The organism is Sphaerisporangium corydalis, from assembly GCF_025506355.1.
Classification (GTDB): Bacteria; Actinomycetota; Actinomycetes; order Streptosporangiales; family Streptosporangiaceae; genus Sphaerisporangium; species Sphaerisporangium corydalis.
Window position 1 is genome coordinate 24597 of record NZ_JANZYP010000007.1, and the last position, 22016, is coordinate 46612.

The 22016-nt window shown below is 68.2% G+C and carries 21 protein-coding genes and 1 pseudogene; 11 read left to right on the plus strand and 11 right to left on the minus strand.

The features are described from left to right. Positions 1-8: 8 nt before the first annotated feature. From ispG to NYZ98_RS07235, 6 genes are all read left to right on the plus strand, one after another. Positions 9-1178, plus strand: coding sequence for a flavodoxin-dependent (E)-4-hydroxy-3-methylbut-2-enyl-diphosphate synthase (gene ispG / locus NYZ98_RS07210; RefSeq protein ID WP_262841761.1), 1170 nt, complete (start codon positions 9-11; stop codon positions 1176-1178). A gap of 163 nt (positions 1179-1341) precedes the next feature. Continuing rightward, positions 1342-2451 (plus strand): PP2C family protein-serine/threonine phosphatase, encoded by a 1110-nt coding sequence (locus tag NYZ98_RS07215; protein WP_262841762.1) that lies wholly within the window; start codon positions 1342-1344, stop codon positions 2449-2451. Positions 2452-2582: 131 nt separating this feature from the next. After that, entirely contained in the window at positions 2583-4163 is a 1581-nt protein-coding gene (locus NYZ98_RS07220) for an alpha/beta hydrolase (protein WP_262841763.1), read from the plus strand. A 47-nt stretch (positions 4164-4210) separates the two neighbouring features. Next, entirely contained in the window at positions 4211-5053 is an 843-nt protein-coding gene (locus NYZ98_RS07225; protein ID WP_262841911.1) for a GNAT family N-acetyltransferase, read from the plus strand. Between the two features lie 171 nt (positions 5054-5224). Continuing rightward, the gene (locus NYZ98_RS07230) at positions 5225-5977 is read left to right on the plus strand and encodes a HipA family kinase (RefSeq protein WP_262841764.1); all 753 of its coding nucleotides are present in this window, start codon (positions 5225-5227) and stop codon (positions 5975-5977) included. Then, on the plus strand, positions 5974-6369 hold the full coding sequence (locus NYZ98_RS07235; protein ID WP_262841765.1) for a DUF3037 domain-containing protein: 396 nt from the start codon (positions 5974-5976) through the stop codon (positions 6367-6369). The genes NYZ98_RS07230 and NYZ98_RS07235 overlap by 4 nt, the downstream gene beginning before the upstream one ends. A gap of 45 nt (positions 6370-6414) precedes the next feature. Here the strand turns inward: NYZ98_RS07235 and NYZ98_RS07240 are convergent, their stop codons facing one another. The 3 genes from NYZ98_RS07240 to NYZ98_RS07250 are packed head-to-tail and all read right to left on the minus strand — an operon-like array spanning position 6415 to position 9393. After that, positions 6415-7299 (minus strand): TIGR03619 family F420-dependent LLM class oxidoreductase, encoded by an 885-nt coding sequence (locus NYZ98_RS07240; protein ID WP_262841766.1) that lies wholly within the window; start codon positions 7297-7299, stop codon positions 6415-6417. Positions 7300-7308: 9 nt separating this feature from the next. Then, positions 7309-8556 carry an LLM class flavin-dependent oxidoreductase gene (locus tag NYZ98_RS07245; RefSeq protein ID WP_262841767.1) on the minus strand — a complete coding sequence of 416 codons (1248 nt, stop codon included), beginning with the start codon at positions 8554-8556 and terminating at the stop codon, positions 7309-7311. A gap of 12 nt (positions 8557-8568) precedes the next feature. Then, positions 8569-9393: an alpha/beta fold hydrolase gene (locus NYZ98_RS07250; RefSeq protein ID WP_262841768.1), complete on the minus strand. Its 825-nt coding sequence runs from the start codon at positions 9391-9393 to the stop codon at positions 8569-8571. A gap of 107 nt (positions 9394-9500) precedes the next feature. Between NYZ98_RS07250 and NYZ98_RS07255 the strand changes: the two genes are divergently transcribed. Then, positions 9501-10328, plus strand: coding sequence for an LLM class F420-dependent oxidoreductase (locus NYZ98_RS07255; RefSeq protein WP_262841769.1), 828 nt, complete (start codon positions 9501-9503; stop codon positions 10326-10328). Here NYZ98_RS07255 and NYZ98_RS07260 read toward each other — a convergent pair. From NYZ98_RS07260 to NYZ98_RS07275, 4 genes are all read right to left on the minus strand, one after another. After that, positions 10310-11818: an alkyl sulfatase dimerization domain-containing protein gene (locus NYZ98_RS07260; protein WP_262841770.1), complete on the minus strand. Its 1509-nt coding sequence runs from the start codon at positions 11816-11818 to the stop codon at positions 10310-10312. The genes NYZ98_RS07255 and NYZ98_RS07260 overlap by 19 nt on opposite strands. 626 nt (positions 11819-12444) lie before the next feature. Then, entirely contained in the window at positions 12445-12882 is a 438-nt protein-coding gene (locus NYZ98_RS07265; RefSeq protein ID WP_262841771.1) for a hypothetical protein, read from the minus strand. Between the two features lie 2 nt (positions 12883-12884). Next, complete coding sequence (locus NYZ98_RS07270) at positions 12885-13352, minus strand: MarR family winged helix-turn-helix transcriptional regulator (protein ID WP_262841772.1); 468 nt, start codon at positions 13350-13352, stop codon at positions 12885-12887. A 302-nt stretch (positions 13353-13654) separates the two neighbouring features. Beyond that, complete coding sequence (locus NYZ98_RS07275) at positions 13655-14668, minus strand: aldo/keto reductase (RefSeq protein WP_262841773.1); 1014 nt, start codon at positions 14666-14668, stop codon at positions 13655-13657. Positions 14669-14759: 91 nt separating this feature from the next. Between NYZ98_RS07275 and NYZ98_RS07280 the strand changes: the two genes are divergently transcribed. Both NYZ98_RS07280 and NYZ98_RS07285 read left to right on the plus strand, forming a co-directional pair. Beyond that, complete coding sequence (locus NYZ98_RS07280; RefSeq protein WP_262841774.1) at positions 14760-15341, plus strand: TetR/AcrR family transcriptional regulator; 582 nt, start codon at positions 14760-14762, stop codon at positions 15339-15341. Between the two features lie 355 nt (positions 15342-15696). After that, positions 15697-16542, plus strand: a complete 846-nt coding sequence (locus NYZ98_RS07285; protein ID WP_262841775.1) for a polysaccharide deacetylase family protein — start codon at positions 15697-15699, stop codon at positions 16540-16542. Positions 16543-17243: 701 nt separating this feature from the next. Here the strand turns inward: NYZ98_RS07285 and NYZ98_RS07290 are convergent. From NYZ98_RS07290 to NYZ98_RS07310, 4 genes and pseudogenes are all read right to left on the minus strand, one after another. Beyond that, positions 17244-17447 (minus strand): DUF397 domain-containing protein, encoded by a 204-nt coding sequence (locus NYZ98_RS07290; RefSeq protein WP_262841776.1) that lies wholly within the window; start codon positions 17445-17447, stop codon positions 17244-17246. A gap of 224 nt (positions 17448-17671) precedes the next feature. Next, entirely contained in the window at positions 17672-17875 is a 204-nt protein-coding gene (locus NYZ98_RS07295) for a DUF397 domain-containing protein (protein ID WP_262841777.1), read from the minus strand. Further along, positions 17841-18814: pseudogene (locus NYZ98_RS41485) on the minus strand (helix-turn-helix domain-containing protein). The gene NYZ98_RS07295 and the pseudogene NYZ98_RS41485 overlap by 35 nt, the downstream one beginning before the upstream one ends. 339 nt (positions 18815-19153) lie before the next feature. Beyond that, positions 19154-20401, minus strand: coding sequence for a hypothetical protein (locus NYZ98_RS07310; RefSeq protein WP_262841780.1), 1248 nt, complete (start codon positions 20399-20401; stop codon positions 19154-19156). 856 nt (positions 20402-21257) lie between these two features. Here NYZ98_RS07310 and NYZ98_RS41490 point away from each other — a divergent pair. Further along, on the plus strand, positions 21258-21476 hold the full coding sequence (locus tag NYZ98_RS41490; protein ID WP_456115247.1) for a helix-turn-helix domain-containing protein: 219 nt from the start codon (positions 21258-21260) through the stop codon (positions 21474-21476). Beyond that, on the plus strand, positions 21431-21979 hold the full coding sequence (locus tag NYZ98_RS07315; protein WP_262841781.1) for a transposase: 549 nt from the start codon (positions 21431-21433) through the stop codon (positions 21977-21979). The genes NYZ98_RS41490 and NYZ98_RS07315 overlap by 46 nt, the downstream gene beginning before the upstream one ends. Positions 21980-22016: the final 37 nt, after the last annotated feature.

The window sequence follows — 22016 nt, forward strand, 5'->3', positions numbered from 1 at the left end:
TGGGAAATATGACATCTGTTGAACTGGGGATTCCCTCGGTACGGAGCAAGCCGATCGCCGAGCGGCGGGTGTCGCGGCAGATCATGGTCGGATCGGTCCCGGTAGGTGGTGACGCGCCGGTTTCGGTCCAGTCCATGACCACCACCCTGACGTCGGACATCAACGCCACCCTTCAGCAGATCGCCGAGCTGACCGCGTCTGGCTGCCAGATCGTCCGCGTCGCGGTGCCCTCGCAGGACGACGCGGACGCGCTGCCGATCATCGCCCGCAAGTCGCAGATCCCGGTGATCGCCGACATCCACTTCCAGCCCAAGTACGTGTTCGCCGCCATCGAGGCCGGCTGCGCGGCGGTCCGGGTCAACCCCGGCAACATCAAGAAGTTCGACGACAAGGTCGGCGAGATCGCCCGCGCCGCGGCCGACACCGGCACCCCGATCCGCATCGGCGTGAACGCCGGCTCCCTGGACCCGCGCCTGCTGGCCAAGTACGGCAAGGCGACGCCCGAGGCGCTGGTGGAGTCGGCGCTGTGGGAGTGCTCGCTGTTCGAGGAGCACGGCTTCCGCGACATCAAGATCTCCGTCAAGCACCACGACCCGGTCGTCATGATCCAGGCCTACCGCCTGCTCGCGACCCGCTGCGACTACCCCCTGCACCTCGGCGTCACCGAGGCGGGCCCGACGTTCCAGGGCACGATCAAGTCGGCCGTGGCGTTCGGCGCCCTGCTGGCCGAGGGCATCGGCGACACGATCCGGGTCTCGCTGTCGGCGCCCCCGGTCGAGGAGATCAAGGTCGGCATCGGCATCCTGGAGTCCCTCAACCTGCGCGAGCGCGGGCTGGAGATCGTGTCCTGCCCCTCGTGCGGCCGGGCCCAGGTCGACGTGTACACCCTGGCCGAGCAGGTCCACGCCGGCCTCGACGGGCTGAAGGTCCCCCTGCGGGTCGCCGTGATGGGCTGCGTCGTCAACGGCCCCGGCGAGGCGCGCGAGGCCGATCTCGGCGTCGCCTCGGGCAACGGCAAGGGCCAGATCTTCGTCAAGGGCAAGGTCGTCAAGACCGTCCCCGAGTCCCAGATCGTGGAGACCCTGATCGAGGAGGCCCTGCGCCTGGCCGAGGAGATGGGCGTGGACGTCGACCTCGACGACGAGGACGCCCCCGGCCCGCAGGTCGTCGTCAGCTGACCCACCCCGCCGGCCGACCCACCCGCCGGGGGACCGCCCCCGGCCCGGTGCCCGTCGCGAGCCGCGCCCGTGCCCGCCCTAGCCGGTCATTCGCCTGGTCACGGGCCTGGCGTGGCGGGCGTCGCTGGTCGCGCGGGCTCGGGCGGGGGTGTATGCATGAAGGGTGCCGGTTCGGCGGTGGCTGTCCGATCCGCACCGGACGTGGCGGCCGGGTCACGCACTGGTGGCGGTGCCGCTCGCGCTGATCGCGGTGATCACCGTCGCGGACCTGCTGGCCCCGCAGGAGATCCAGCTCAGCCCCCTGCTGGTCACGGCGCCTGCGATCACCGCCTCGTTCGCCGGGCCCTGGTTCACCGCCGTGGTGAGCGTCATCACCATCGCCGACGAGGTGATGCTCGGCGCCCAGAACGGCCTGCTGGGCTCGCGCGGGATGCAGACGCAACTGGCGGCCCTGGTCGTGGTCTCGGCCTGCCTGGTGCTGTTCGCCTACGTCCGCGACCGGCACATGAAGCAACTGACCCAGGTCCGATCGGTGTCGGAGACCGCGCAGCGTGCCCTGCTCCGGCCCATACCGTCGGTCCTCGGCCCGCTCAGGCTCGCCTCCACCTACCTGGCCGCCGAGGAGGAGGCCCAGATCGGCGGTGACCTGTACGCCGCCCTCCGCACGCCCAAGGGCGCGCGGATCGTCATCGGCGACGTCCGGGGCAAGGGCCTGCCCTCGGTGGGCGACGCCGCGATGCTCCTCGGCGCCTTCCGCGAGGCCGCCCGCCGCCACGTGGCCCTGGCCGACGTCGTGTGCCATCTGGACGAGAGCGTGCGGGCCGACCTGGAGGAGAACGCCCAGGAGTGCGAGGACTCCGGCGAGAACTTCATCACGGCGGTCGTGCTGGACATCCCGGACGGCGATCCGGTGGTCGAGATGATCGACTGCGGGCACCCGCCGCCCCTGCTGATCCGCGACCACCGGCTGGTGTCCCTGGAGGCCGTCCACCCCTCGCCGCCGCTCGGGCTCGGCGAGCTGGCCGAACCGGTCTACCAGGCCGAGGTCTCCCGCTTCGAGGTCGGCGACACCCTGCTGCTCTACACCGACGGCGTCATCGAGGCCCGCTGCCCCGGCGGCGGGTTCTACCCGCTGGCCGAGCGGATCGGGTCCTGGACGGGGGAGGGGCCGGAGTCGCTCGTCGGGTTCCTGCGCGACGACCTGCTGTCCCACGTCGGCGGCCGGCTCGGCGACGACGCCGCCATGGTCGCGATCCAGCGCCTCGCCCACTGAGCCCGCCGCGCTTCCCACTACCCGGCGCAACCGATTGACTACGGATTGGTAAACATTGGGCCGGGTCGGCGGTCGCATCACGTCCGCATCCGACAGCATCGCCTCTGCCACGAGAGCAGAGGGAGTGACGCGTGAAGCGGGTCTTCGGGGTAGTCGCGTGTACGACGGTGCTGATCACCGGGTTGACAGGGGGGACGGGCAGCGCGGTCGCGGTCCCCCGTGAGGGCGTGGTCTGGGGCGCGTGCCCGGGGGCGCAGACGACGCCCAACGTCGAGTGCGCGATCGTGCGGGCACCGCTCGACCCCGCCCGGCCGGCCGGGCCGTCCATCGGCCTGGCGCTCAACCGCGTCCGGGGCGCGGCCTCCCACGGCCCGCACGGCCAGGGGGTGCTCCTGGTCAACCCCGGCGGCCCCGGGGCGTCGGGGCTGACCCTGGCCCGGTACGTCGCGACCGTCCTGCCCAAGGACGTCTCGTCGCGGTACGACGTGATCGGGTTCGACCCCCGGGGGGTGGGCAAGAGCGAGCCCGCGCTGAGCTGCGTCGACCCCAAGAAGCATTTCGCCGCCCCCCGGCCGGACCAGGTGCCGGCCAACGACGCCGCCGAGGCCGGCCTGCTCGCGCGGGCCAAGGAGTACGCCGACGCGTGCGGCCGGCGCTGGTCGTGGCTGCTGCCCCACCTCACCACCGAGAACTCCGCCCGCGACATCGACGTGATCCGCGAGGCGCTCGGCGAGCCGAAGATCAGCTACTTCGGGTACTCGTACGGGACCTACCTCGGGTCGGTGTACGCGACGCTGTTCCCCAACCGGGTGAAGCGGCTGGTGCTGGACAGCGTGGTCGACCCCGAGGGGGTCTGGTACGACGCCAACATCGCCCAGGACTACGCCTTCGACCGGCGGCACCGCGACTTCCTGTCCTGGGTGGCCCGGTACGACTCGGTGTACCACCTGGGCCGCACCGAGCACGATGTCGCCGGCGCCTGGTACGCCATGCGGGCGCGCCTCGCCGCCGCCCCGGCCGGCCTGATCGGGCCGAGCGAGCTGGACGACATCTTCACCGTCGGCGGGTACACCAACGCCGTCTGGCCGCAGTTCGCCGGGGCCTTCGCCATGTACGCCAGGAAGGGCAGGGCCGACGGCCTGCTGGCCGCCTACCGCCAGCACGTGGATCACGACGCGGAGGCCGAGAACAACTACGCGGTCTACCTCGGGGTGCAGTGCCGCGACGCCGAGTGGCCGCGCGACTGGGCCAAGTGGTACGCCGACACGGTCAAGGTGAACGCCAAGGCGCCGTTCATGGCCTGGGCCAACGCCTGGTACAACGCCCCCTGCGCCTTCTGGCCGGACAAGGGGGGGACGCCGATCCGCGTGGGTAACGTCGACAACGTGCCGCCGTTCCTGCTCATCCAGTCCAGGCAGGACGCGGCCACGCCGTACCCCGGGGCGCTGCGGGTGCGCGGCCGGTTCCCGAGCTCGCGGCTGCTCGTCGAGGGCGGCGGCAACCACGGGGTGTCGCTCGGGGGCAACCTCTGCGTCGACCGCTACCTCGCGGCCTACCTGCGGAACGGCAGCCTTCCCGGCGGCACGGAACGGCAGGCCGGGCGGCACGCCGACGCCAAGTGCCCGGCGGCCCCCGAACCCCGGCCGATTCTCCCGATGGCGTCGGGCGGTGGCGGGCACCTGAGGCTCACGAAGGTGATTCACGGCCAGTAGGGTCGGTTCGTTCCAAAATCGGGGCGGTCGCGTAGGCTAAGCCCGTGATGCTGCGAACATCGGCGTCGCGCGTGCTCGACGATCAGGACCGCGAAGAGGTGCTCTCGGTACTCGACGCGGACCCCGTCGCCAACGTCTTCGTCGCTTCCCGGGTCCGGTCCGTCGGGCTGAGCCCGGCCCGGCTCGGCGGACAGATGTGGGGATTCGGCCCGCGCGGCGGGCTGACCTCATTGTGCTACGCCGGGGCCAACCTGGTACCGGTCAACGCCGGGCCCGAGGCCGTGCAGGCCTTCGCGGACCGTGCCCGCAAACAGGGCCGTCGCTGCTCCTCGATCGTCGGCCCTGTGGACCCCGTCGAGAAGCTGTGGGAACGGCTGGAGCCCTACTGGGGCCCGGCGCGGGCCATCCGATGGGCCCAGCCGGTCATGGCGATCTCGTCGCCCTCGCCGGTCCCGCCCGACCCCTTGGTGCGGCGCGTCCGCCCCGATGAGTTCGCCACGCTGCTCCCCGCATGCGTGGCGATGTTCACGGAGGAGGTCGGCATCTCGCCCGACCTCGGGGACGGCGGCGCGCTGTACCGGTCGCGGGTGGCCGAGCTGATCCGGGTCGGCCGCTCGTTCGCCCGCATCGAGGACGGCCGGGTCGTCTTCAAGGCGGAGGTCGGAGCGGTGACCCCCCAGGTGTGCCAGATCCAGGGCGTGTGGGTGCACCCGGAGCTGCGCGGCCGGGGGCACGCCGTCACGGGCATGTCCGCCATCGTGGAGCAGACCCTGCGGCATTTCGCGCCCGCGGTGACGCTGTACGTCAACGACTTCAACGCGCCGGCGCGCGCGGCGTACCGCAGGGTGGGCTTCAAAGAGGTGGACACGTTCATGTCCGTCCTGTTCTGACCGGCCGGACCACGCATCGGCCGGTTTCTCGATGTCGTGACCCGGTTCCTTACCGTCGTGACCCGGGTTCTCACCGTCGTGACCCGGCCGTTCGTGCTCCTGGGCCCGGCGGGTCCTGTGCCGTGGTGACCGGCGGGCCGGGACGGGTGCCGGCGTCGGTACCCTGGGCGAGTGCTCGAACAGGTGACCGCGACGCGGTACGTGACCCCGCTCCGGGAGGGCGGGTCGTTGCCGGGCGTCGTCGAGGCCGATGACCTAGGCACATATGTCGTGAAATTTCGGGGTGCGGGGCAGGGGCGGCGGGTGCTGGTCGCCGAGATCATCTGCGCCGAGCTGGCCCGCCGCCTCGGCCTGCGCACCCCGGACCTGCGCGTGGTCGACCTCGACCCGCAGATCGGCGCCAGGGAGCCCGACCAGGAGATCCAGGACCTGCTCAACGCCAGCGAGGGCCTCAACCTCGGCGTCGACTTCCTGCCCGGCGCCCTCGGCTTCGACCCGCTGGTGTGGACCCCCGACGCCGGTTTCGCCTCCCGGGTGCTCTGGTTCGACGCCCTGGTCCACAACGTGGACCGGAGCTGGCGCAACCCCAACCTGCTGGTCTGGCACGGCGACACCTGGCTGATCGACCACGGCGCCGCCCTGTGGTTCCACCACAACTGGCGCACCGCCGACCCGCAGCGCGCCTTCGACGCCCGCGACCACGTCCTCGCGCCGTTCGCGACGCGCGTCAAGGAGGCCGACGCCGAGCTTCCCGCCCTGATCACCGAAGACCTGCTCCGCACCGTCGTGGACCTGGTCCCCGGCGAGTGGCTGGACGGCGAGCCCGGCTTCGAGGACGCCTCCGCCGTGCGTCGGGCCTACGTCGACCACCTGCTCGCCCGCGCCCACGGCCCGCGCGCCTGGCTCCCGGCGGTGACGCGATGACCGAGGCGGCCGTCTACGAGTACGCGGTGATCCGCGTCGTGCCGTGCGTGGCCCGGGGCGAGCGGATGAACGCCGGGGTGATCGTCTACTCCCAGCCCCGCGGCTACCTGTGCGCCCGCACCGAGCTGGACGAGGCGCGGCTGCGCGCCCTCGACGGCGGCGTGGACCTGGAGGGCGTCCGGCTGGCCCTGGCCGGGTACGAGCGGGCCTGCTCCGACGACTCCGGGCCGCTGCGCGCCGAGCCGCTCGGCGCCCGGTTCCGCTGGCTGACGGCGCCGCGCAGCACGGTCGTCCAGGCGGGGCCCGTGCACGCGGGACTGGCCGCCGACCCGGCCGCCGAGCTGGAGACCCTGCTCGGGCGGCTGGTCAGGCGGGTCACGTCCGCGCGATGACCCACTCCGATGGCCGGGCGGTGACCCTTTCCCACGGCCGGGCGGTCACATGCGCGCGATGACCTCCTCCGCGAAGCGCTCCATCGTCGCGATCTTGAGTTCCAGGGTGCCCTCCCCGTGCCTGGCCTTCTCCTCGGGGGTGGCGAGCCACCACGGGGCGGCCATCGTGCCGGTGACGCCCTTGCCCGCGAGCCTGCGGTAGGTCACCGCATCGGGCATGGCGGCGAGCGCGGTGACGATCTCCAGATCGCCCTCGGACCTGCCGTACTCCTTCAGGTAGCCGTTCAGGCGGGCGATCACCTGGTCGAGCTGCTCCTCGGCGTAGACGCGGTTGCCGATCCACCCGTCCCCGAGCCGGGCGGCCCGGCGCAGCGCGGCGTCGCTGTCGCCGCCGACGTAGAACGGCACCGGGCGCGCGGGGACCGGGGCGATCGACAGCGGGCCGAAGTCGAAGAACGCGCCGTGATGCTCGACCGTGCCGCCCGTCCACAGCTCGCGCAGCACCGGGATCATCTCGTCCAGCCGCCTGCCCCGGGTGTGGAAGTCCTGCCCGGTCTGCACGAACTCGTCCTTGCACCAGCCGACCCCCACGCCGAAGGAGACCCGGTCGCGGGAGAGCACGGCGGCGGTGGACACCTGCTTGGCGACGGTGAACAGGTCGCGGGCAGGGGCGATGTACACGTTCGGCGCGAACCGCAGGCGTTCGGTGACGGCCGCCATCGCGCCGATGGTGACCCAGACGTCCGGCCAGTGCGTCGCGGCGGTCCAGCGCGGCGCCCCGGTACGGGAGTACGGGTAGGCCGACTCGTAGTCGGCGAAGAAGATGTGGTCGGACAGGGTCAGAGTGTCCATGCCGCACCGCTCCGACGCCTTGGCCAGCTCGATGAACTGGTCGGTGTCGGAGAACGACGCACCCAGCCAGAAACGCACCCGTCCCCCTCAGTCGCTGAACTCGGGAATGACCTTGGTGGCGAACAGCTCCAGGTTGCGCTTGACCGTGTCGAGCGGCAGCACCCCCTGCTGGCCCTGCATGAACATGCCGAACCACTCCAGGTCGGGCATCCGGTCGAGCATGCGCTGGATGCCGCGCTTGACGTCGTCGGGCGTCCCGAGCAGGGCCAGCTCGACCTCGTTCATACGCTTGTAGTCGCCCTTCTCCGGGGAGATCGGCTGGTGCCGGTCGTCCTCCTGCTTGCGCAGGACCTCCAGGTAGCCGAAGGGGCCGAAGAACGCGGCGAAGTCCTTCTGCATCGGGCCGTAGGTGGCGATGGCCTCCTCACGGGTGTCGGCCATGCCGACGACCTTCAGGATGCCGGTGTGCTCGCCGAGCTTGTAGGGCCGGCCGCACTTGGCCGACTCCTCCTGGTACAGCTTGGCCTTCTTGGCGTGCTCGTCGGGGTTCGGGGTGAACATCCACGGCAGGATGTTCTCCTGCGCGGCCCGCACCACCGAGCGGTCGCTGACCGTGAACGGCTGCCACAGCTCGGGGTAGGGGTCCTGATACGGCCTCGGGCTCACCGAGACGGCCTGGATCTTGCCGTCCTCGGACACCTCGCCCGGCGCGCCGAACGTCTTGGTCCACTCCACGGCCGGCCAGCCCTCGATGCCCGAGTAGGGGGAGGGGACCTCGTAGTCGAGCATGTCGCTCTTGTACCTGAGGGTCTCCTGCGTCCACGCCAGCTTCATGATGTGCAGGATCTCGCCGAACACGTCGAAGTTACGCGTGTCGGCCGCCGACCCGTCCGAGCGGGCCGCCGAGGCGTGCCAGCGCTGGCCGAGGACGTTCAGCCACCGGTTCTGGTACCCGCGCGCCACGCCCAGCCGCAGGCGTCCCTTGCAGAACTGGTCGAGCAGCGCGACGTCCTCCGCCGCCCGGATGGGGTCCCAGGCGGGCAGCACCAGGCCGAGGGGCGCCAGCAGGATGCGCTCGGTGCGCGCCGCGAGGTCGGTGAGGACCATCAGCGGGTTGACCGAGAACTCGAAGCCCTCAGAGTGGAAGTGGTGCTCGGTCATCATCAGGGCGTCGAAGCCGAGCTGGTCGGCGTGGACGGCGATCTCGCGGACCTCGTGCAGCAGTTTCTGGTAGGACTCGGTGTCGCGGCCGATCGGGCGCCTGGCCTTGGCGTTCTCCTCCTGGCTGTATCCGGAGCCGGGGATCTGCGGGTTGAGCATTATGGAAAATTTCATGGTGACCTCTCCTCACGCGCGAGCGCCGGCGAGCGCCTTCAGCCATTTGTTGACGACGAGGAGGAACTCCGCCGGACGTTCCTCGTGCAGCCGGTGACCGCTGCCCTCCCAGACCACGGTCCGCGAGCGGGGGTCCTTGAACAGTCCCGACTCCCAGGCGGCCTGCCCGGGGTCGAACCAGAAACTGAGCACCGGGCAGTCCCTGCGCGCCAGGAAGTCGTCGGAGTGGGGCCGCACGCCGATGGCGCCCGGCACCGCGAACATCTCCTCGAACGCCTCCACCAGGACGTGGGGAGGCGTGGCGAGGGTGCGCCGTCTGTGCCACTCCCGCAGCAAGGGCGGGGTGGCCGGGGTGTACGACCACTGGTCGATGCCGACGGCGACGGCGTTGGCGTCCCCGCCGCGCAGGGCCGCGACCATGGCGGGAAAGTTCGCGGCGACCGGCCCGCCGAAGCCGTACCCGGGGTCGACCGCCACCAGCGCGCGCACCGTCCCGGGGTGCTCGACCGCCAGGTGGGAGACCACCTGGCCGCCCATGGAGTGGCCGACGGCCACCACGGGCCCGGTGCCGAGCCCGGCGAGCAGCTCGGCGAGGTCGGCGGCCATCCGGCGCGGGACGTTGCCGGTGTCGCGGCAGGAGGAGTGGCCATGTCCCCGCAGGTCGACGGCGATGACACGGTGCTTCTTGCGCAGCGCCGGGATGTGGTGGGACCACTCGTGCGAGTCGGACCCCCATCCGTGGACCAGCAACAGCACCGAGCCGGGCGCGCCGTCACCGGCGTCGTCCGTGTCATCGGTGTAGAACAGTCGCACGCCGTCGACATCGGCGAATGCCATTGAGCGCCCCTCCTATGAGGACTTCCCGCCAGGCAAGCTACCCTAGGAATGCTAACCGAGCAATCGCTTGTTTAACCACGCGGGGATGTCACGGAGAGGACGGCGTCATGCGGCTCGGCGTCACGATGTTCACCACCGACCAGGCCATGCCGGTCGCCGACCTCGCACGCGCGGCCGAGGAGCGCGGCCTCACCTCGCTGTACGTGCCCGAGCACACCCACATACCCATCTCGCGCCGCACTCCGCCCGCGGCGGGCCAGGACGTGCTCCCCGAAGAGTACAAGCGGACCCTCGACCCGCTGGTGACGCTCGCGTACGCGGCGGCCGTCACCGAACGCCTCACCGTCGGCACCGGCATCATGCTCGCCGCCCAGCGCGACCCCATCGTCACCGCCAAGGCCATCGCCACCCTCGACCACCTGTCCGGCGGGCGCTTCGTGCTCGGCGTCGGATTCGGGTGGAACGTCGAGGAGATGGAAAGCCACGGCGTCACGTACGCCACGCGCCGCGACGTCGTCCGCGAGCACGTGCTGGCCATGAAGGAACTCTGGAACCGGGACGTCGCCGGCTTCCAGGGGCGGCACGTGAGCTTCGAGCCGTCCTGGTCGTGGCCCAAGCCGGTCGCCGGTCCGCCCGTCCTCATCGGCGGCGCGGCAGGACCCAAGCTGTTCGCCCACGTCGCCGAGTACGCCGACGGGTGGATCCCGATCGGCGGCAAGGGCGTGAAGGACGCGCTGCCCGCGCTGCGCGAGGCGTGCGAGAAGGCCGGCCGGGACCCGGCGGCGATCAAGGTGATCCCGTTCGGGACGGTGCCGAGCGCGGGGAAACTCGAGTACTACGCGGGGCTGGGCATCGAGGAGGTCGTGTGCAGCCTGCCCAGCGCTCCCGCCGCCACCATCCTGCCGATCCTCGACGACTACTCCTCGTTCCTCTGACCCTCGGCGCCGGGGCCGCTGTGGTCCTCGTGGCCGGTCGCTTCGTTCTCTCCGGTCGTTTCGTTCCGGTCGTTCGGGCTGGTCCGGTCGTTCCGGTCGTTCCGGTCGTTCCGGTCGTTCCGGTCGCTCTGGTCGTTCGGGGTGGCCGGGGTGGACGGGTCGGCGGTGGGTTCGCGACGGGACGGGATCCACCACATCTGCCCGCCGGTGATCTCGTGGTAGACGTCGAGCAGGTCCTTGCCGGTGGTCACGCTTCGGGACTCCGCCGCCGCCCAGGTGTACACGCCGCGCGACATCACCGACGTCTCCTCCTGCACCCGGAGCGTGTACACGCGCGCCCGGACCTCGTGCACCTTGTGGTCGGCCGGATCCGCCTGCATCGCCAGCTCGGAGAGCTGGCAGGCCAGCCGGAGATCCCCCTGCGCGGCGGCCCTGGCGGCCCGCGCGGCGAGCGCGCCCGCGCCTCCGGCCAGCTCGGCGAGCGCCCCGGCGAGCACGTTGTCCGGCGCCGGCTTGAGGTGCGCGGGATTGCCGTCGTGCCAGCCGCCGTACAGCCGCCAGATGTTGCGCACGACGAACTCCGGCTCGTCGTAGTACGGCTGGAGGTAGGGCAGCCCAGAAAGCGCCTCGGGCGGCCTCACGATGTGGATGATCTCGTCGAGGCGGGCCCCGGCGTTCATCAGCTCCAGCGTCTGGTCGACCAGGCTGTCCAGATAGTCCGCCGTGTCGGTCAGCGCCTGCCGCACCCGCCCCGCGCCCACGATGGGCAGGCCGTGACCCGGGAGCAGCACCTCCGCGTCCAGCGCCGCCATCTTCCGCAGCGCCACCGCCCACTCGTCCGGATACCGCTGGACCTTCTGCGGGTTCCCCGCGTTCGGGGTGACCCAGATGAACAGGTCACCGGTCAGCAGCACCCCGCGCTCCGGCAGGAACGCCCAGGTCGCGTCGTCGGTCTCCCCCCGGGCGTGCCGCAGGTCGAACGTCACGTCACCGAGCGAGACGTGCATCTGGTCGCGGTACGTCAGGTCGGGCTGCCGGTAGTTCGTCGGCCAGTTCATCTGCGTGAAGCCGAACTGCCGCTGGTTGATCACCGTGTTGTACCCGGCGGTCCTGGCGTACCGGGCGAACCGCGCCGCGACCGCCTCGTGCGCGATGACGCTCGGACGCGGGCCGTCCTCGGCGTCGAACGGATCCATGCCCGCCACGTGGTCGAAGTGCCCATGCGAGAAGACGGCGTAGCGGACTGGCTCGGCCGACCAGGCCCTCATGGCCGCGTGCATCGTCAACGCGTCCACGTGGTTGCCGGTGTCGAACAGAGCCAGGCCGCCATCGCCACGGATACCGTAGACGTTTCCGAAGGCCGGCCACATCGCCACGCCTTCGGCCACCTCCTGCACCCCCCTCGAGCGCAGGTCCCGCAGCGGCACCTCCTGCGGGGTCACCGACCCCCGCCAGACACTGTCCGCGTGGTCAAGGATCGATGATGTCATGCGCAAAGCCTGCCGCCTGCGGCCCCCGCGGCATCAGTAGGGAGATCCCTACACCTCGGATCTTCACCCGTGGCCGACCTTGGCACGACGCGCGCAAGGGTGCTCAGAGGGATGGACGACCCAGCGCGCGTTCAGGCTCAAATACTTCGTTGGGCACGGGATTCCCCCCACCCGGCACCCGGTTGGGTGGTCAAGCAGTTGATGCCCACCCAAAAACACACCCCCATATGAGAGAGCACCCAACTCCCGGATTGGTTGAGCACCCCAACCTCGGGATCGGGGGGCGCTCAACCCCCGGACCAGGAGCACTCAACTCCCGGATCGGTTGAGCACCCCAACCTCGGGACGGGGAAGCGCTCAATCCCGGGATCCGGGGAGTGCCCAATCCCCGGGATCGGGGGAGCGCCCAGCCCTCGGGATCGGGGGGCGTTCAACCCCGGGACCGGAAGGAAGCGCTTCACCCCCGGGCTCAGGTCGGCGGGTGCGCAGGATGGTCGCCTTGGCGAGCGTCAGGGCCTTGGGAGCGTCAGGGGAGCTTGGTGGTAGGGCTTGGCGGGAGGTGGCGGGTGGGTGCCGGGGGGTCAGGGTAGGGCTCGGTGGGTTGTGGACTGCGCGGTGAATAAATCTCATGCCGGTCGGGGTGCCCAGAGCAGGGCGAGGAGGAGGATCTGGGCGGCTCCGATGATCGGGATGACGACATGGAACATCGGCGAGGACGTCCAGGAGAAAGCGCTGAACACGATGGACAGCACCTGGGAGGCCGTGGTCAACCGGCGGGTCCACAGTCGTGCGGTGGCCAGCTTCCACACCAGCAGTGCGCACAGCGCCAGCAGGACGCCATGGAACACCGCTCCGGAAGTCACGGCGATGTCGGCGGACCGCGAGACCTCGGCCGCGCCGAACCCCGGGTGCTGGGCAGCGATCTCGTTCCGTAACTCTCCCTGACGTGCCCACATCACCACGGGCACCACCAGGTGGCTGACCGCGACGGCGGCGAGCAGGGCCCGTGCCAGTTGGACGGGTGCCGGTACCGGCGGAACGCGAGTAGTGGCGGTGGCCTCCATATCTAGTTCTCCTCTTGTTCGATGTTCGTCGGACGGCGTGCCCGGCGCCACCGGGGGCCCGTCCCGGAGGGGGTCGCGTCGGCGGCGGTGTCGCCGTGCCGCGCCCAGGCCTCGTTGAGGCGGGTGATCAACTCCCGCGCTGTGGCCACGTCCTCGTCCGGCCAGTCGGCGATGACCTTCGAGAACACGGCGGCCCCGGCCTGGATGGTGGTGTCGATCTCGGCGCGGCCGCTTTCGGTCTGCCGTACCAAGAAGGTGCGGGAGTCGGTCGGATCGGGCTCCACCGCGACCTGTCCCGCCCGTTCCAGCGCGGAGAGGTGGCGGCTGGTCGCCGACGCGGTGAGGCCGATCTCGGCGGCGATCGCGCTCGGGCGGACGGGCCCCCGGGCGGCCACCGTCCCCAGCACCCGGACCCTGGTCAGGTCGAGACGCCGGGAGATCCGGCGGTGTCCCTGGTCGATGAGTTCCATGACCGCTTGAGCCAATTCTACGCGATCATTTCGTTGCGTCATGAAATGAAATTATCACGCATGATCGCTGACAGGAGGTTCCAGGGGTAGAAGCGACAGGTGTCGGTTCGCAGCCGGACTGGCGAACCTGTCCGCCGCGGTGGCGAGAAGGTGGCGCGTTCTCACTGGAAAAGGCGAAAAGGGCCCCCTCGGGGTGAAGCAGGGGGCCCTCTTCGTCCGTGCGGCGACGCTGAGCTGGGGCGTAGCGGTTCAGGGCCCCGGCCCAAGGCTTAGGTGATGAGGTGCCTGGGTGGGGTGCGGGGTCAGGCCGCGTTGTGCTGACCGTTGACCGGAGGGGTCACGGTGCATCGACTGGTGGCGTTCAAGCGGGCCGAGACGGGTTCGGGAAGGTTGAACGCCAGGCTGGCGAGGTTCGCGGCCAGTTGCTCGGTTGAGCGTGGGCCGACGATCACTGAGGTGATCGCGGGTTGATCGCTGAGCCAGGCCAGCGCAACGGTCGGCGCGGTCGTTTTCAGTTCGGCGGCGACGGCTGCGACTTCGTCGGCGATGTCGAAGTGCTGTTCGGCCAGTAGGCCGCTGACGAACGCGCGTGCCATTGGGCTGGGCATCGCAGCCCACTGAGCGAGCCTCGATCCTTCGGTCGGCGCGGTACCTCGCTGGTATCGTCCCGCGAGCAGTCCACTGCCGAGTGGGCTGTAGGCGAGGATGCCGAGCCCGTATTGCCGGCAGGCGGGGATGATTTCAGCTTCTATGGCGCGCATGATCAGGGAGTAGTTGGCTTGCAGGCTGATGAAGGGCGTGCCGCTGGTGCGCTGCGCGGCCCATTGGGCGGTGATGATGCCTGCGGCGGTGAAGTTCGAGCAGCCCAGGTAACGGACTTTGCCGGAGCGTACGAAGTCGTCAAGCGCCGCCATGGTTTCTTCGGCCGGGGTGTCCGGGTCCGGGACATGGCACTGGTACAGGTCGATGTAGTCGGTGCCCAGTCGGCGCAGGCTGTCCTCCAGGGCGCGTGTCAGGTGCGCGCGGGACAGGCCTCGGTTGTTGGGTCCGTCGCCTTGCGGTGCTGCCCCTTTGGTGGCCAGGACGACCTCGGCTCGGCGGTGCGCGATGGCTCGGCCCACGACTTCTTCGCTGGTGCCACCTCGGTAGGTGTCGGCGGTGTCGATGAAGTTGTGACCGGCGTCGAGGAACGCGTCGATGATTCGCCGGGCTTCGGGTTCCGGGGTCGGGGCTTGCGGGTCGCTGCCGAAGTTCATCGTGCCCAGGCATACCCGGGAGACGCGGAGGCCGGATCGGCCCAGTGTCGTGTAGTCCATGTCGCCCTCGTAGAATCGGAATCGTGATTCCGCTTGAAGATACGGAACCTGGATTCCTCTTGTCAACGGCGCTGGACCCCACGGGGTCGGCATGATGCGTTCTGATGCGGCACGCAATCGGGCGAAGGTGCTCGCGGCTGCCGAGGCGGTGCTCGGCGAACAAGGACCGGCGGCCCGCATGGACGAGATCGCCCGGCGAGCCGGAGTCGGTGTCGGCACCGTCTACCGGCACTTCGCCACCAAAGAGGCCCTGTACGCGGCCCTTGTCTCGGCCCGTGTCGATCTGCTTCTGCAGGAGGCGGCCCGATTGCGAACGGGCACAGAGCCGCAGACCGCGTTCTTCACCTTCTTCACGCAGATCGTCGCGGACGCGGCAAGCAAGAAGGCTTTGACCGACGCGTTGCAAGGGGCCGGAGTTGACATCAAGGCAGAGCAAACAGACCAGCGAACACAGATGCGCGAGGCGCTGGCGGACCTCCTGCACGGCGCTCAGCGCGTAGGCGCCATACGTCCCGACGTGGGCATGCCCGAGATCCTCGCCCTGCTACGGGGGGCAAGCATGGCGGCGGAAACCGGCGAGTACTCCGGCCCGGTCCTCGACCGCGCGGTCGCCGTCCTGTTCGACGGCTTGCGACCGTCGGCGATCTCTACGGCGCCCATGCCACCGGCATGAGCGCACCCGTTCCGGCCTCGGACAAGTGAGAGAGGATGGCTAGTGACGACAGCACCGCAACCTGGCGAACCGCGGCTCAGCCCCGGTCCGCCTCGCCAGTTCAGTCGAGAGGCGACGACAGTGCCAACCGATCAAGTCTTTCGTCACGGCCGGGGAACGGCGCCGCGGCCCCCACCTCGACGGTCGTCGAAGTGATCACCGGTCACCCCGCCCACACCTTCGCCCAATGGGCGAAGGACACGCCGCCGACTTCCGCTGAAAGACTCAGCCGGCCGGAACAGGTGCTGAAGGGGGACTTGAGATGGAGCCGAGTGGTGCGGGGGCCGCGGGGTTGGGGTTTCCCTCCGGGGCTCGGGTGCTCATCGTCAACAACGACGACTTCGGGATGTATCACGCGATCAACGCGGCGGTCATCGAGTCGATCGAGAAGGGGATCGCCAGTTCGTGCAGTCTGATGGTGCCGTGTCCATGGGCGCGGCACGCGATGCACCTGCTCCGTGAACGGCCGGAGATCCCGTTCGGGATTCATCTCACGTTGTTCTGCGACACGACCCACTATGGGTGGGGGCCGCTGACCGCGAAGGAGAAGGTGCCGTCCCTTCTGGACGAGAATGGCGAGCTGTTCACGCCCGCTCAGGTTCCCGAGCTGCTCGCCCAGGCCCGTCTGGACCAGGTGGAGGTGGAGTTTCGGGCACAGGTAGAGGTTGTGCTCGGCGCCGGGCTGGCGCCCACCCACCTGGACTGGCACTGCCTGGCCGACGGGGGACGCGCGGACGTCTTCGACCTGACCGTGGCCCTGGCCGACGAGTACGGCCTGGCGGTACGGGCTTGGCTCGAACCCGCACGCCAGAAGCTACGGCGAAGGGGTCTTCCAGTCGTCGACCACGACTTCCTGGACAGCTTCCGCCTCGATCTCGGCGACAAGCAGGCCCGCTACGCCGAACTACTGCGCGCCCTGCCGCCCGGCCTGACCGAATGGGCGGTACACCCCGGCCTGGGCGACTCCGAGTCCCAGGCGATCGACCCCGGCTGGCGCGTCCGCCAAACCGACCACGATTTTCTCACGTCCCCACAAGCCCGCGAGATCCTCCACCAAGAACGCATCATCGTGACCGACTACCGAACCCTCCAACGAAGATGGTCCCAAACCTCAGCCCACTCACCAGGCCAGCCGGCTCTGGATACTCCTCAGGCTCTTTAATTCCTCTAGCCCAGCCCCCTGGAGGCTCTCTCCATCGTCCACTGCGAATCGATTCTGGGGGAGCTTGGACCTGTCACATCCAAGCCAAACGTCGGTGAGCGCGGGATTTTCCCCACCCGGCACCCAGTTGGGTGGTCAAGCAGTTGATGCCCGCCCAAGAACACACCCCCGGACCGACGGGCGCCTCATCACCGGCTCAGCCCGATCGGTGTTCAGGCTCGCTGCGGTGGTGCGAGAACGAGCAACACGAACAATCGCTAGCCGGCCCCTGCCCACTTCCCGGCTGAGCCGGGGGGTTAAGCGCTTCCGGTCCGAGCGATGGCCGCTGCCTGGTCCCGCGGGTTATCCGCTCCCCGTCCGGGGTTGGGCGCTGCCCGTTCCTGCGGGTTAGCCGATGCTTGGTCCCTGGGGTTGGGCAGTTCCGGTCCGGGGGTAGGGCGCTGCCTGGTCCTGCAGGTTGGCCGCTGCCCGTCCGGGGGGTTAGGCGCTGCCCGGTCCCGGGAGTTTGTTGTTGGGTGGGCATCAAGTGCTTGACCACCCAATTGGGTGCCGGGTGGGGGAAATTCCTCTCCCACCGCAGTTTTGGTTTGGATGCGCGCTGGGTCGTTCACTATACGAAGGTGTCAGTGTGGATACACGCGTAGGGCTGGGCCAGCCTGGGATCGCCTTCAGATTGGGCGGTCCTATTGCTGCCTGTAAGGTCAGCTAGGGATGTCGCCGGTCTTTATGCTGGTCAGGAACCTGGACCATTCACCCGGTAGGAACATCAGGTTCGCACTATGCGGATCTTTGCTGTCCCTGACTCCGATGCTGCCGGGTACGCCCGTAGCGACCTCGACGCACTGGCCCGAGTCGCTACTGTAACTGCTCTTACGCCACCGTGCGCTCCAAAGGTCATCCGCCAATTTGGTTCACCGTCCCTCGACAGTTGGAATGTCTGTGTGAGACGGTAGCGGATCCGTGACTAACCTGACAGGGCGAAGATATCCCGAGATACCGGTCAGCAGTGATTGTCGTTTCCACTGTTCGTACCGATTGGTCACCTCACAAGGTGCCGAGTTCGCTGGTAGACGTGGGAGATCCCTTATGGGGCGGGGCTCGCAGGGGGCTATCGAAGTGGATCGATGGGTCAGGTGGGGAAGTTGCCGGATTTTATGCTGGTTAGGAATTTAGACCATTCATCAGGTACGAGCGCCAGGATCGCGCCGGACGGATCTTTGCTGTCTCTGACTCCGATGACGCCAGGCACGCTCAGGGTGACTTCGATGCAATTCCCCTGATCGGCGCTGAAGCTGCTCTTACGCCACCGTGCGCTCCGAAGGTCGCTCGCCAATTTGGTTCACCGCTTCCTCTATGAGTCGGAGTGACTGTTTGAACGGTACGGCTTCGGCCCTGATCGCGTCATACCGAAGGATGAGATCGGCGATCAACTGGCGATCGTCGAAGGTGCGTCCGACAGGTTGCGCGTCGGCGTAGGGGTACCCGTTCCGTTCGGCGATGATGAATCCACCCATCAGACCGCAGTGCGGCCGCGCTTCGTAAGGCACAAGCTGAATCGTCACCTGAGGTGCTCGGCGACCTCAAGGAGAAAGATCAGTTGCTCGCGCATGATCTGCATGCTCCCGATGACGTGGCGGATAACGTCCTCATCAATGATCACGTTGAGGGTGGGTGGCTTCTCGCGGTGGAGTAGTGCCTGCCGTTGCATACGGTTCGTCAGGCGCTCCTCCAGCTCCTCTGCAGTGATACCCGGCCAGGTTGCCAGGACCTTCTGGGCGTAAGCCGGCGTTTGGAGCAAGCCGGGGACGACTACCGGCTGCCAGGTTCGGAGACTGGCGGCGTCGTCTTCCTCCTCCAGCCATGGGCGGAGGTATTCCGGTGCCTTGTTCCAGGTGGTGGCGGAGTACAGCCTGATCATGGCGCCTTCGAGGCCGAGGGCGCGGTCGCATAGTTCGGCGAACTGCTTCGACGGGGGGCGCCTGTTCATCTCGACCATGTTGACCATGGAGTCGGAGTACCCGATGCGGTCGCCGAGTTCCCGCTGGGTGAGTTGCGCCGCCCGCCGGTGGCGATGCAGCTCGAAGGCGAAGAGGGCGCGCGGGGACTCGTAAGGATCCACTTCTTGGGTGGTGCGAGCCCTCCGGCCAGTTCTATTTGCTTCGAATACACCGGAGCGGCACCAACGCAGCAGATTACCCCCGAGCGCTGCGCAGAAGGTACAACCGCGAGAAAGGCGCAGGGGAGGCGCTCTGTGAACGTTTTTCATCCTCATACGGCGGTTTGCTGATCACAGCGTGGTCGCGGAACGGGTATTCGCCTGACGACGTAGAGAGTTCCTGGTAGGCGGGTTGATCACCACAATCGGACCCGTCTCAACCAGGAGCTTCTGTGCTGTTCTATCGCGCTGCCGTCGATTTGTCGCGTTCAACGCTAAACTACGTGGCCCGGGTGCGGGATCGGACCGACGTAGCTGCACTCGATCCTATTGTTTGCGAGCAAGGGTTGCATGGTCGTCCATGCCCGCCGACACGTGTCAGGGTGGCCATTCACCGTAGGACACCGGGGTATCGGCCCGTGGAGGACGCCGTGTGCTCCTTAGCTGTCGAACACCTCAGCCGATGGAGTAGCCGCTGAACTGGACCAGCCGGAATCCTTGGCTGGACAGTTCGTCAAACTTCTGTTGGTACTGATCCGAGGTCAGGCCGTACACAGCGCGCTGCGGCGGGCCACTCTGCTGCTCAAACATTGCCGCGAAACGCTCCTGGCTCCCCAGCGAGTAGCCATTGACCCCCACGAGCCGGAAACCCTGCCCCTTCAATTCGTCGAATTTCTGCTGGAACCGATCAGGCGTCAGCCCGTGGAACGCCAGCCAGGGCGGACCATCCTGCTGCTGGAAAATCGCCGCGAAACGCTCCTGGCTCCCCAGCGAGTAGCCGCTGAACTGGACCAGCCGGAATCCTTGGCTGGACAGTTCGTCAAACTTCTGTTGGTACTGATCCGAGGTCAGGCCGTACACCGGGCGCTGTGGCGGGCCACTCTGCTGCTCAAACATTGCCGCGAAACGCTCCTGGCTCCCCAGCGAGTAGCCGCTGAACTGGACCAGCCGGAATCCTTGGCTGGACAGTTCGTCAAACTTCTGTTGGTACTGATCCGAGGTCAGGCCGTACACCGGGCGCTGTGGCGGGCCACTCTGCTGCTCAAACATTGCCGCGAAACGCTCCTCGTTCCCCAGCGAGTAGCCGCTGAACTGGACCAGCCGGAAACCCTGCCCCTTCAATTCGTCGAACTTCTGCTGGAATCGATCAGGCGTCAGCCCGTGCAACGCCAGCCACGACGGCCCAGAGGTTTGCTCAAAGATCGCCGCATAGCGGCCGGTGTCCGGAGGTTGGTCGCCGGCCAGGCGACCGCCCGGACCGACAGCAAGGGTCAGGGTGCCACCAGCGGCGCCGAGCAACATCAGCGCTGCCAAGATGAGGGCGGCAAGACCCCCAACGTGGACATGGGTTCTCCTGGATAGATCGACGTTGCCGATATTGCCACCGATGACCGAGTGACTCATCCGGACAGACCTGGTTGTCGACACCCTTACGTCTGGGGCCAGCGGCGTCCCTGCCGCCGCAGTGGTTCCGGATTGAGATTGGTCTGGGCCGACCGAGGTCGTCCGGTCTGGCGATGGCGCCCGCGAGGCGCCAATCGCCTTCAAGCCCTCAAGCCCGGCGAACATCGCAATCAATAACAGGACGCCGACGGCTATACCCCAGTGCCATTGGTTGGCGAGGAAACCGCCGACGACTCCGCTGAGCGCGGAAACCACTGCGGCCGACGCGGCAATTGCTGGGTGTGACAACAAGCGGCGCATCGAGACTCCTGTTCGACGGGGTGCGGCCCGTGCACGCATGGCAGGTGCAATGGTTCAGGCACCTGACAGCGGTCTTAATTAATAGTGCCATAGACGCCGAGACGCCACCTACCGTATGCGTCTCGACTACTGACGGCCAACAGCCGAATCGATCACAATGAGTCAACGTTTCGACACCGCCTAATCCGCTATCCGAGCCAACCGGGCTGTTCGGTCCCAGAAATCAGGTGACTTGATCACGCCCCGACCCGCTGTGCGATACGTAAGGGGTTGAGACGAGCGGGGCGGCTGTGTCCGCGGATTGCAGCGTCTATATTTCATCGCATCGCTCGATGTCTGAGGGATCATGTCATCGATCGGCGCCTGTGACCTGCGGCTCGACATGTGCGATGAGACAGAGGAAGGCCCAGATTCTCGGTAAGGGTTGCACCTTTGAAGTCGGAGAGCACTCCGGCACCCAGGTTCGTCCAAGCAATCACTGATCCACCGGGACTCGCCAAATCTACCGGGACGAAATTCACCCAGCTGAGGGACACCTGCGGGCACAACCGCCGCTCCGTCTGGGAATCCGCCAAGTTGTCCACCCGAATACCGAGTCGCCCAAGGATGAAGAGGCTCAGTGTAGCGTGTCCGCTAGTTCCGCATAGGCTCGCCCTTTTGTCTCTTATATGGCTTTAGTCTGGATCTGAAGATCAAGGACATGTTGTTCCTCAATCAACGTTGACGGTATTTCGGGGGACACCAATTGATCATCTGGCGGGTCTCGCCGAGATGCAAAGCGTGGGCGGAGTTGGAAGCCGGGCCGGCCACTTATGGGTGGTAGGACCAGTGCTGGACGCTGGGCCGGATCGCTGAGGTGATCCGGCTCCGGTTCGGGTTCAGCTATACCCCGGCTGGGGTCTGGTATCTGCTGCGCTGGGCCGGTTGGTCCTGGCAGGCCCCGGCCCGGCGGGCGACCGAACGTGATGAGAGTGCCATTGCCGCCTGGAAGGCCGAGCAGTGGCCGGTCATTAAAGGACCGTCGCGGAGTTGGGGGCTTGGCTCTGCTTCGAGGATGAGGCGGGCCAGACCCTGAGATCGCCGAAAGGCCGTACCTGGGGGGCCAAAGGCGGCGGCCGTGTCTCCATCGCCGCCTTGGTGGCGGTCAAACCCGGGCAGCGGCCCCGGCTGATCTACCGCACCCGTACTTATCGCGGCCGCAAGGGCGAGCCGAAAGGCTTCGGCTCCGCTGACTATGCGGCCTTGTTCGATGGCGCTCATCAGCACCTCGGCGCACCGGTGGTGGTGGCGGTGGACAACCTCAACACCCAGGTCTCGGCGCGGATGAGGCAGTTGATCGCCGCCCGCCCGTGGCTGAGGGTCTACCAGCTGCCGCCTTATGCGCTGGAGTTCAACCCGGTCGAGGCGGTCTGGGCGCATATGAAGAAGTCTCTGGCCAACCTCACCACCCGAACCCTTGACCAACTCGCTGACCTGGTCAAGAACCGGCTGAAACGCATGCAGTACCGGCCTGCGCTGATCAGCGGCTTCTCGCCAAGACCGGGCTGGACCCCAACCCGCCGTAACCTCCGCCATTAAACTCTCTAGGCCGGAGCTTAGGTGCTTCCGGTCGGGG

What these genes read in the sequence shown, in the direction of transcription:
- ispG (WP_262841761.1), top strand. Translation starts at nt 9, where the DNA reads ATGACATCTGTTGAACTGGGGATTCCCTCGGTACGGAGCAAGCCGATC.
- NYZ98_RS07225 (WP_262841911.1), top strand. Translation starts at nt 4,211, where the DNA reads ATGCTGCGAACATCGGCGTCGCGCGTGCTCGACGATCAGGACCGCGAA.
- NYZ98_RS07235 (WP_262841765.1), top strand. Translation starts at nt 5,974, where the DNA reads ATGACCGAGGCGGCCGTCTACGAGTACGCGGTGATCCGCGTCGTGCCG.
- NYZ98_RS07245 (WP_262841767.1), bottom strand. Translation starts at nt 8,556, where the DNA reads ATGAAATTTTCCATAATGCTCAACCCGCAGATCCCCGGCTCCGGATAC.
- NYZ98_RS07250 (WP_262841768.1), bottom strand. Translation starts at nt 9,393, where the DNA reads ATGGCATTCGCCGATGTCGACGGCGTGCGACTGTTCTACACCGATGAC.
- NYZ98_RS07255 (WP_262841769.1), top strand. Translation starts at nt 9,501, where the DNA reads ATGCGGCTCGGCGTCACGATGTTCACCACCGACCAGGCCATGCCGGTC.
- NYZ98_RS07260 (WP_262841770.1), bottom strand. Translation starts at nt 11,818, where the DNA reads ATGACATCATCGATCCTTGACCACGCGGACAGTGTCTGGCGGGGGTCG.
- NYZ98_RS07265 (WP_262841771.1), bottom strand. Translation starts at nt 12,882, where the DNA reads ATGGAGGCCACCGCCACTACTCGCGTTCCGCCGGTACCGGCACCCGTC.
- NYZ98_RS07270 (WP_262841772.1), bottom strand. Translation starts at nt 13,352, where the DNA reads ATGGAACTCATCGACCAGGGACACCGCCGGATCTCCCGGCGTCTCGAC.
- NYZ98_RS07275 (WP_262841773.1), bottom strand. Translation starts at nt 14,668, where the DNA reads ATGGACTACACGACACTGGGCCGATCCGGCCTCCGCGTCTCCCGGGTA.
- NYZ98_RS07280 (WP_262841774.1), top strand. Translation starts at nt 14,760, where the DNA reads ATGATGCGTTCTGATGCGGCACGCAATCGGGCGAAGGTGCTCGCGGCT.
- NYZ98_RS07310 (WP_262841780.1), bottom strand. Translation starts at nt 20,401, where the DNA reads ATGCGCCGCTTGTTGTCACACCCAGCAATTGCCGCGTCGGCCGCAGTG.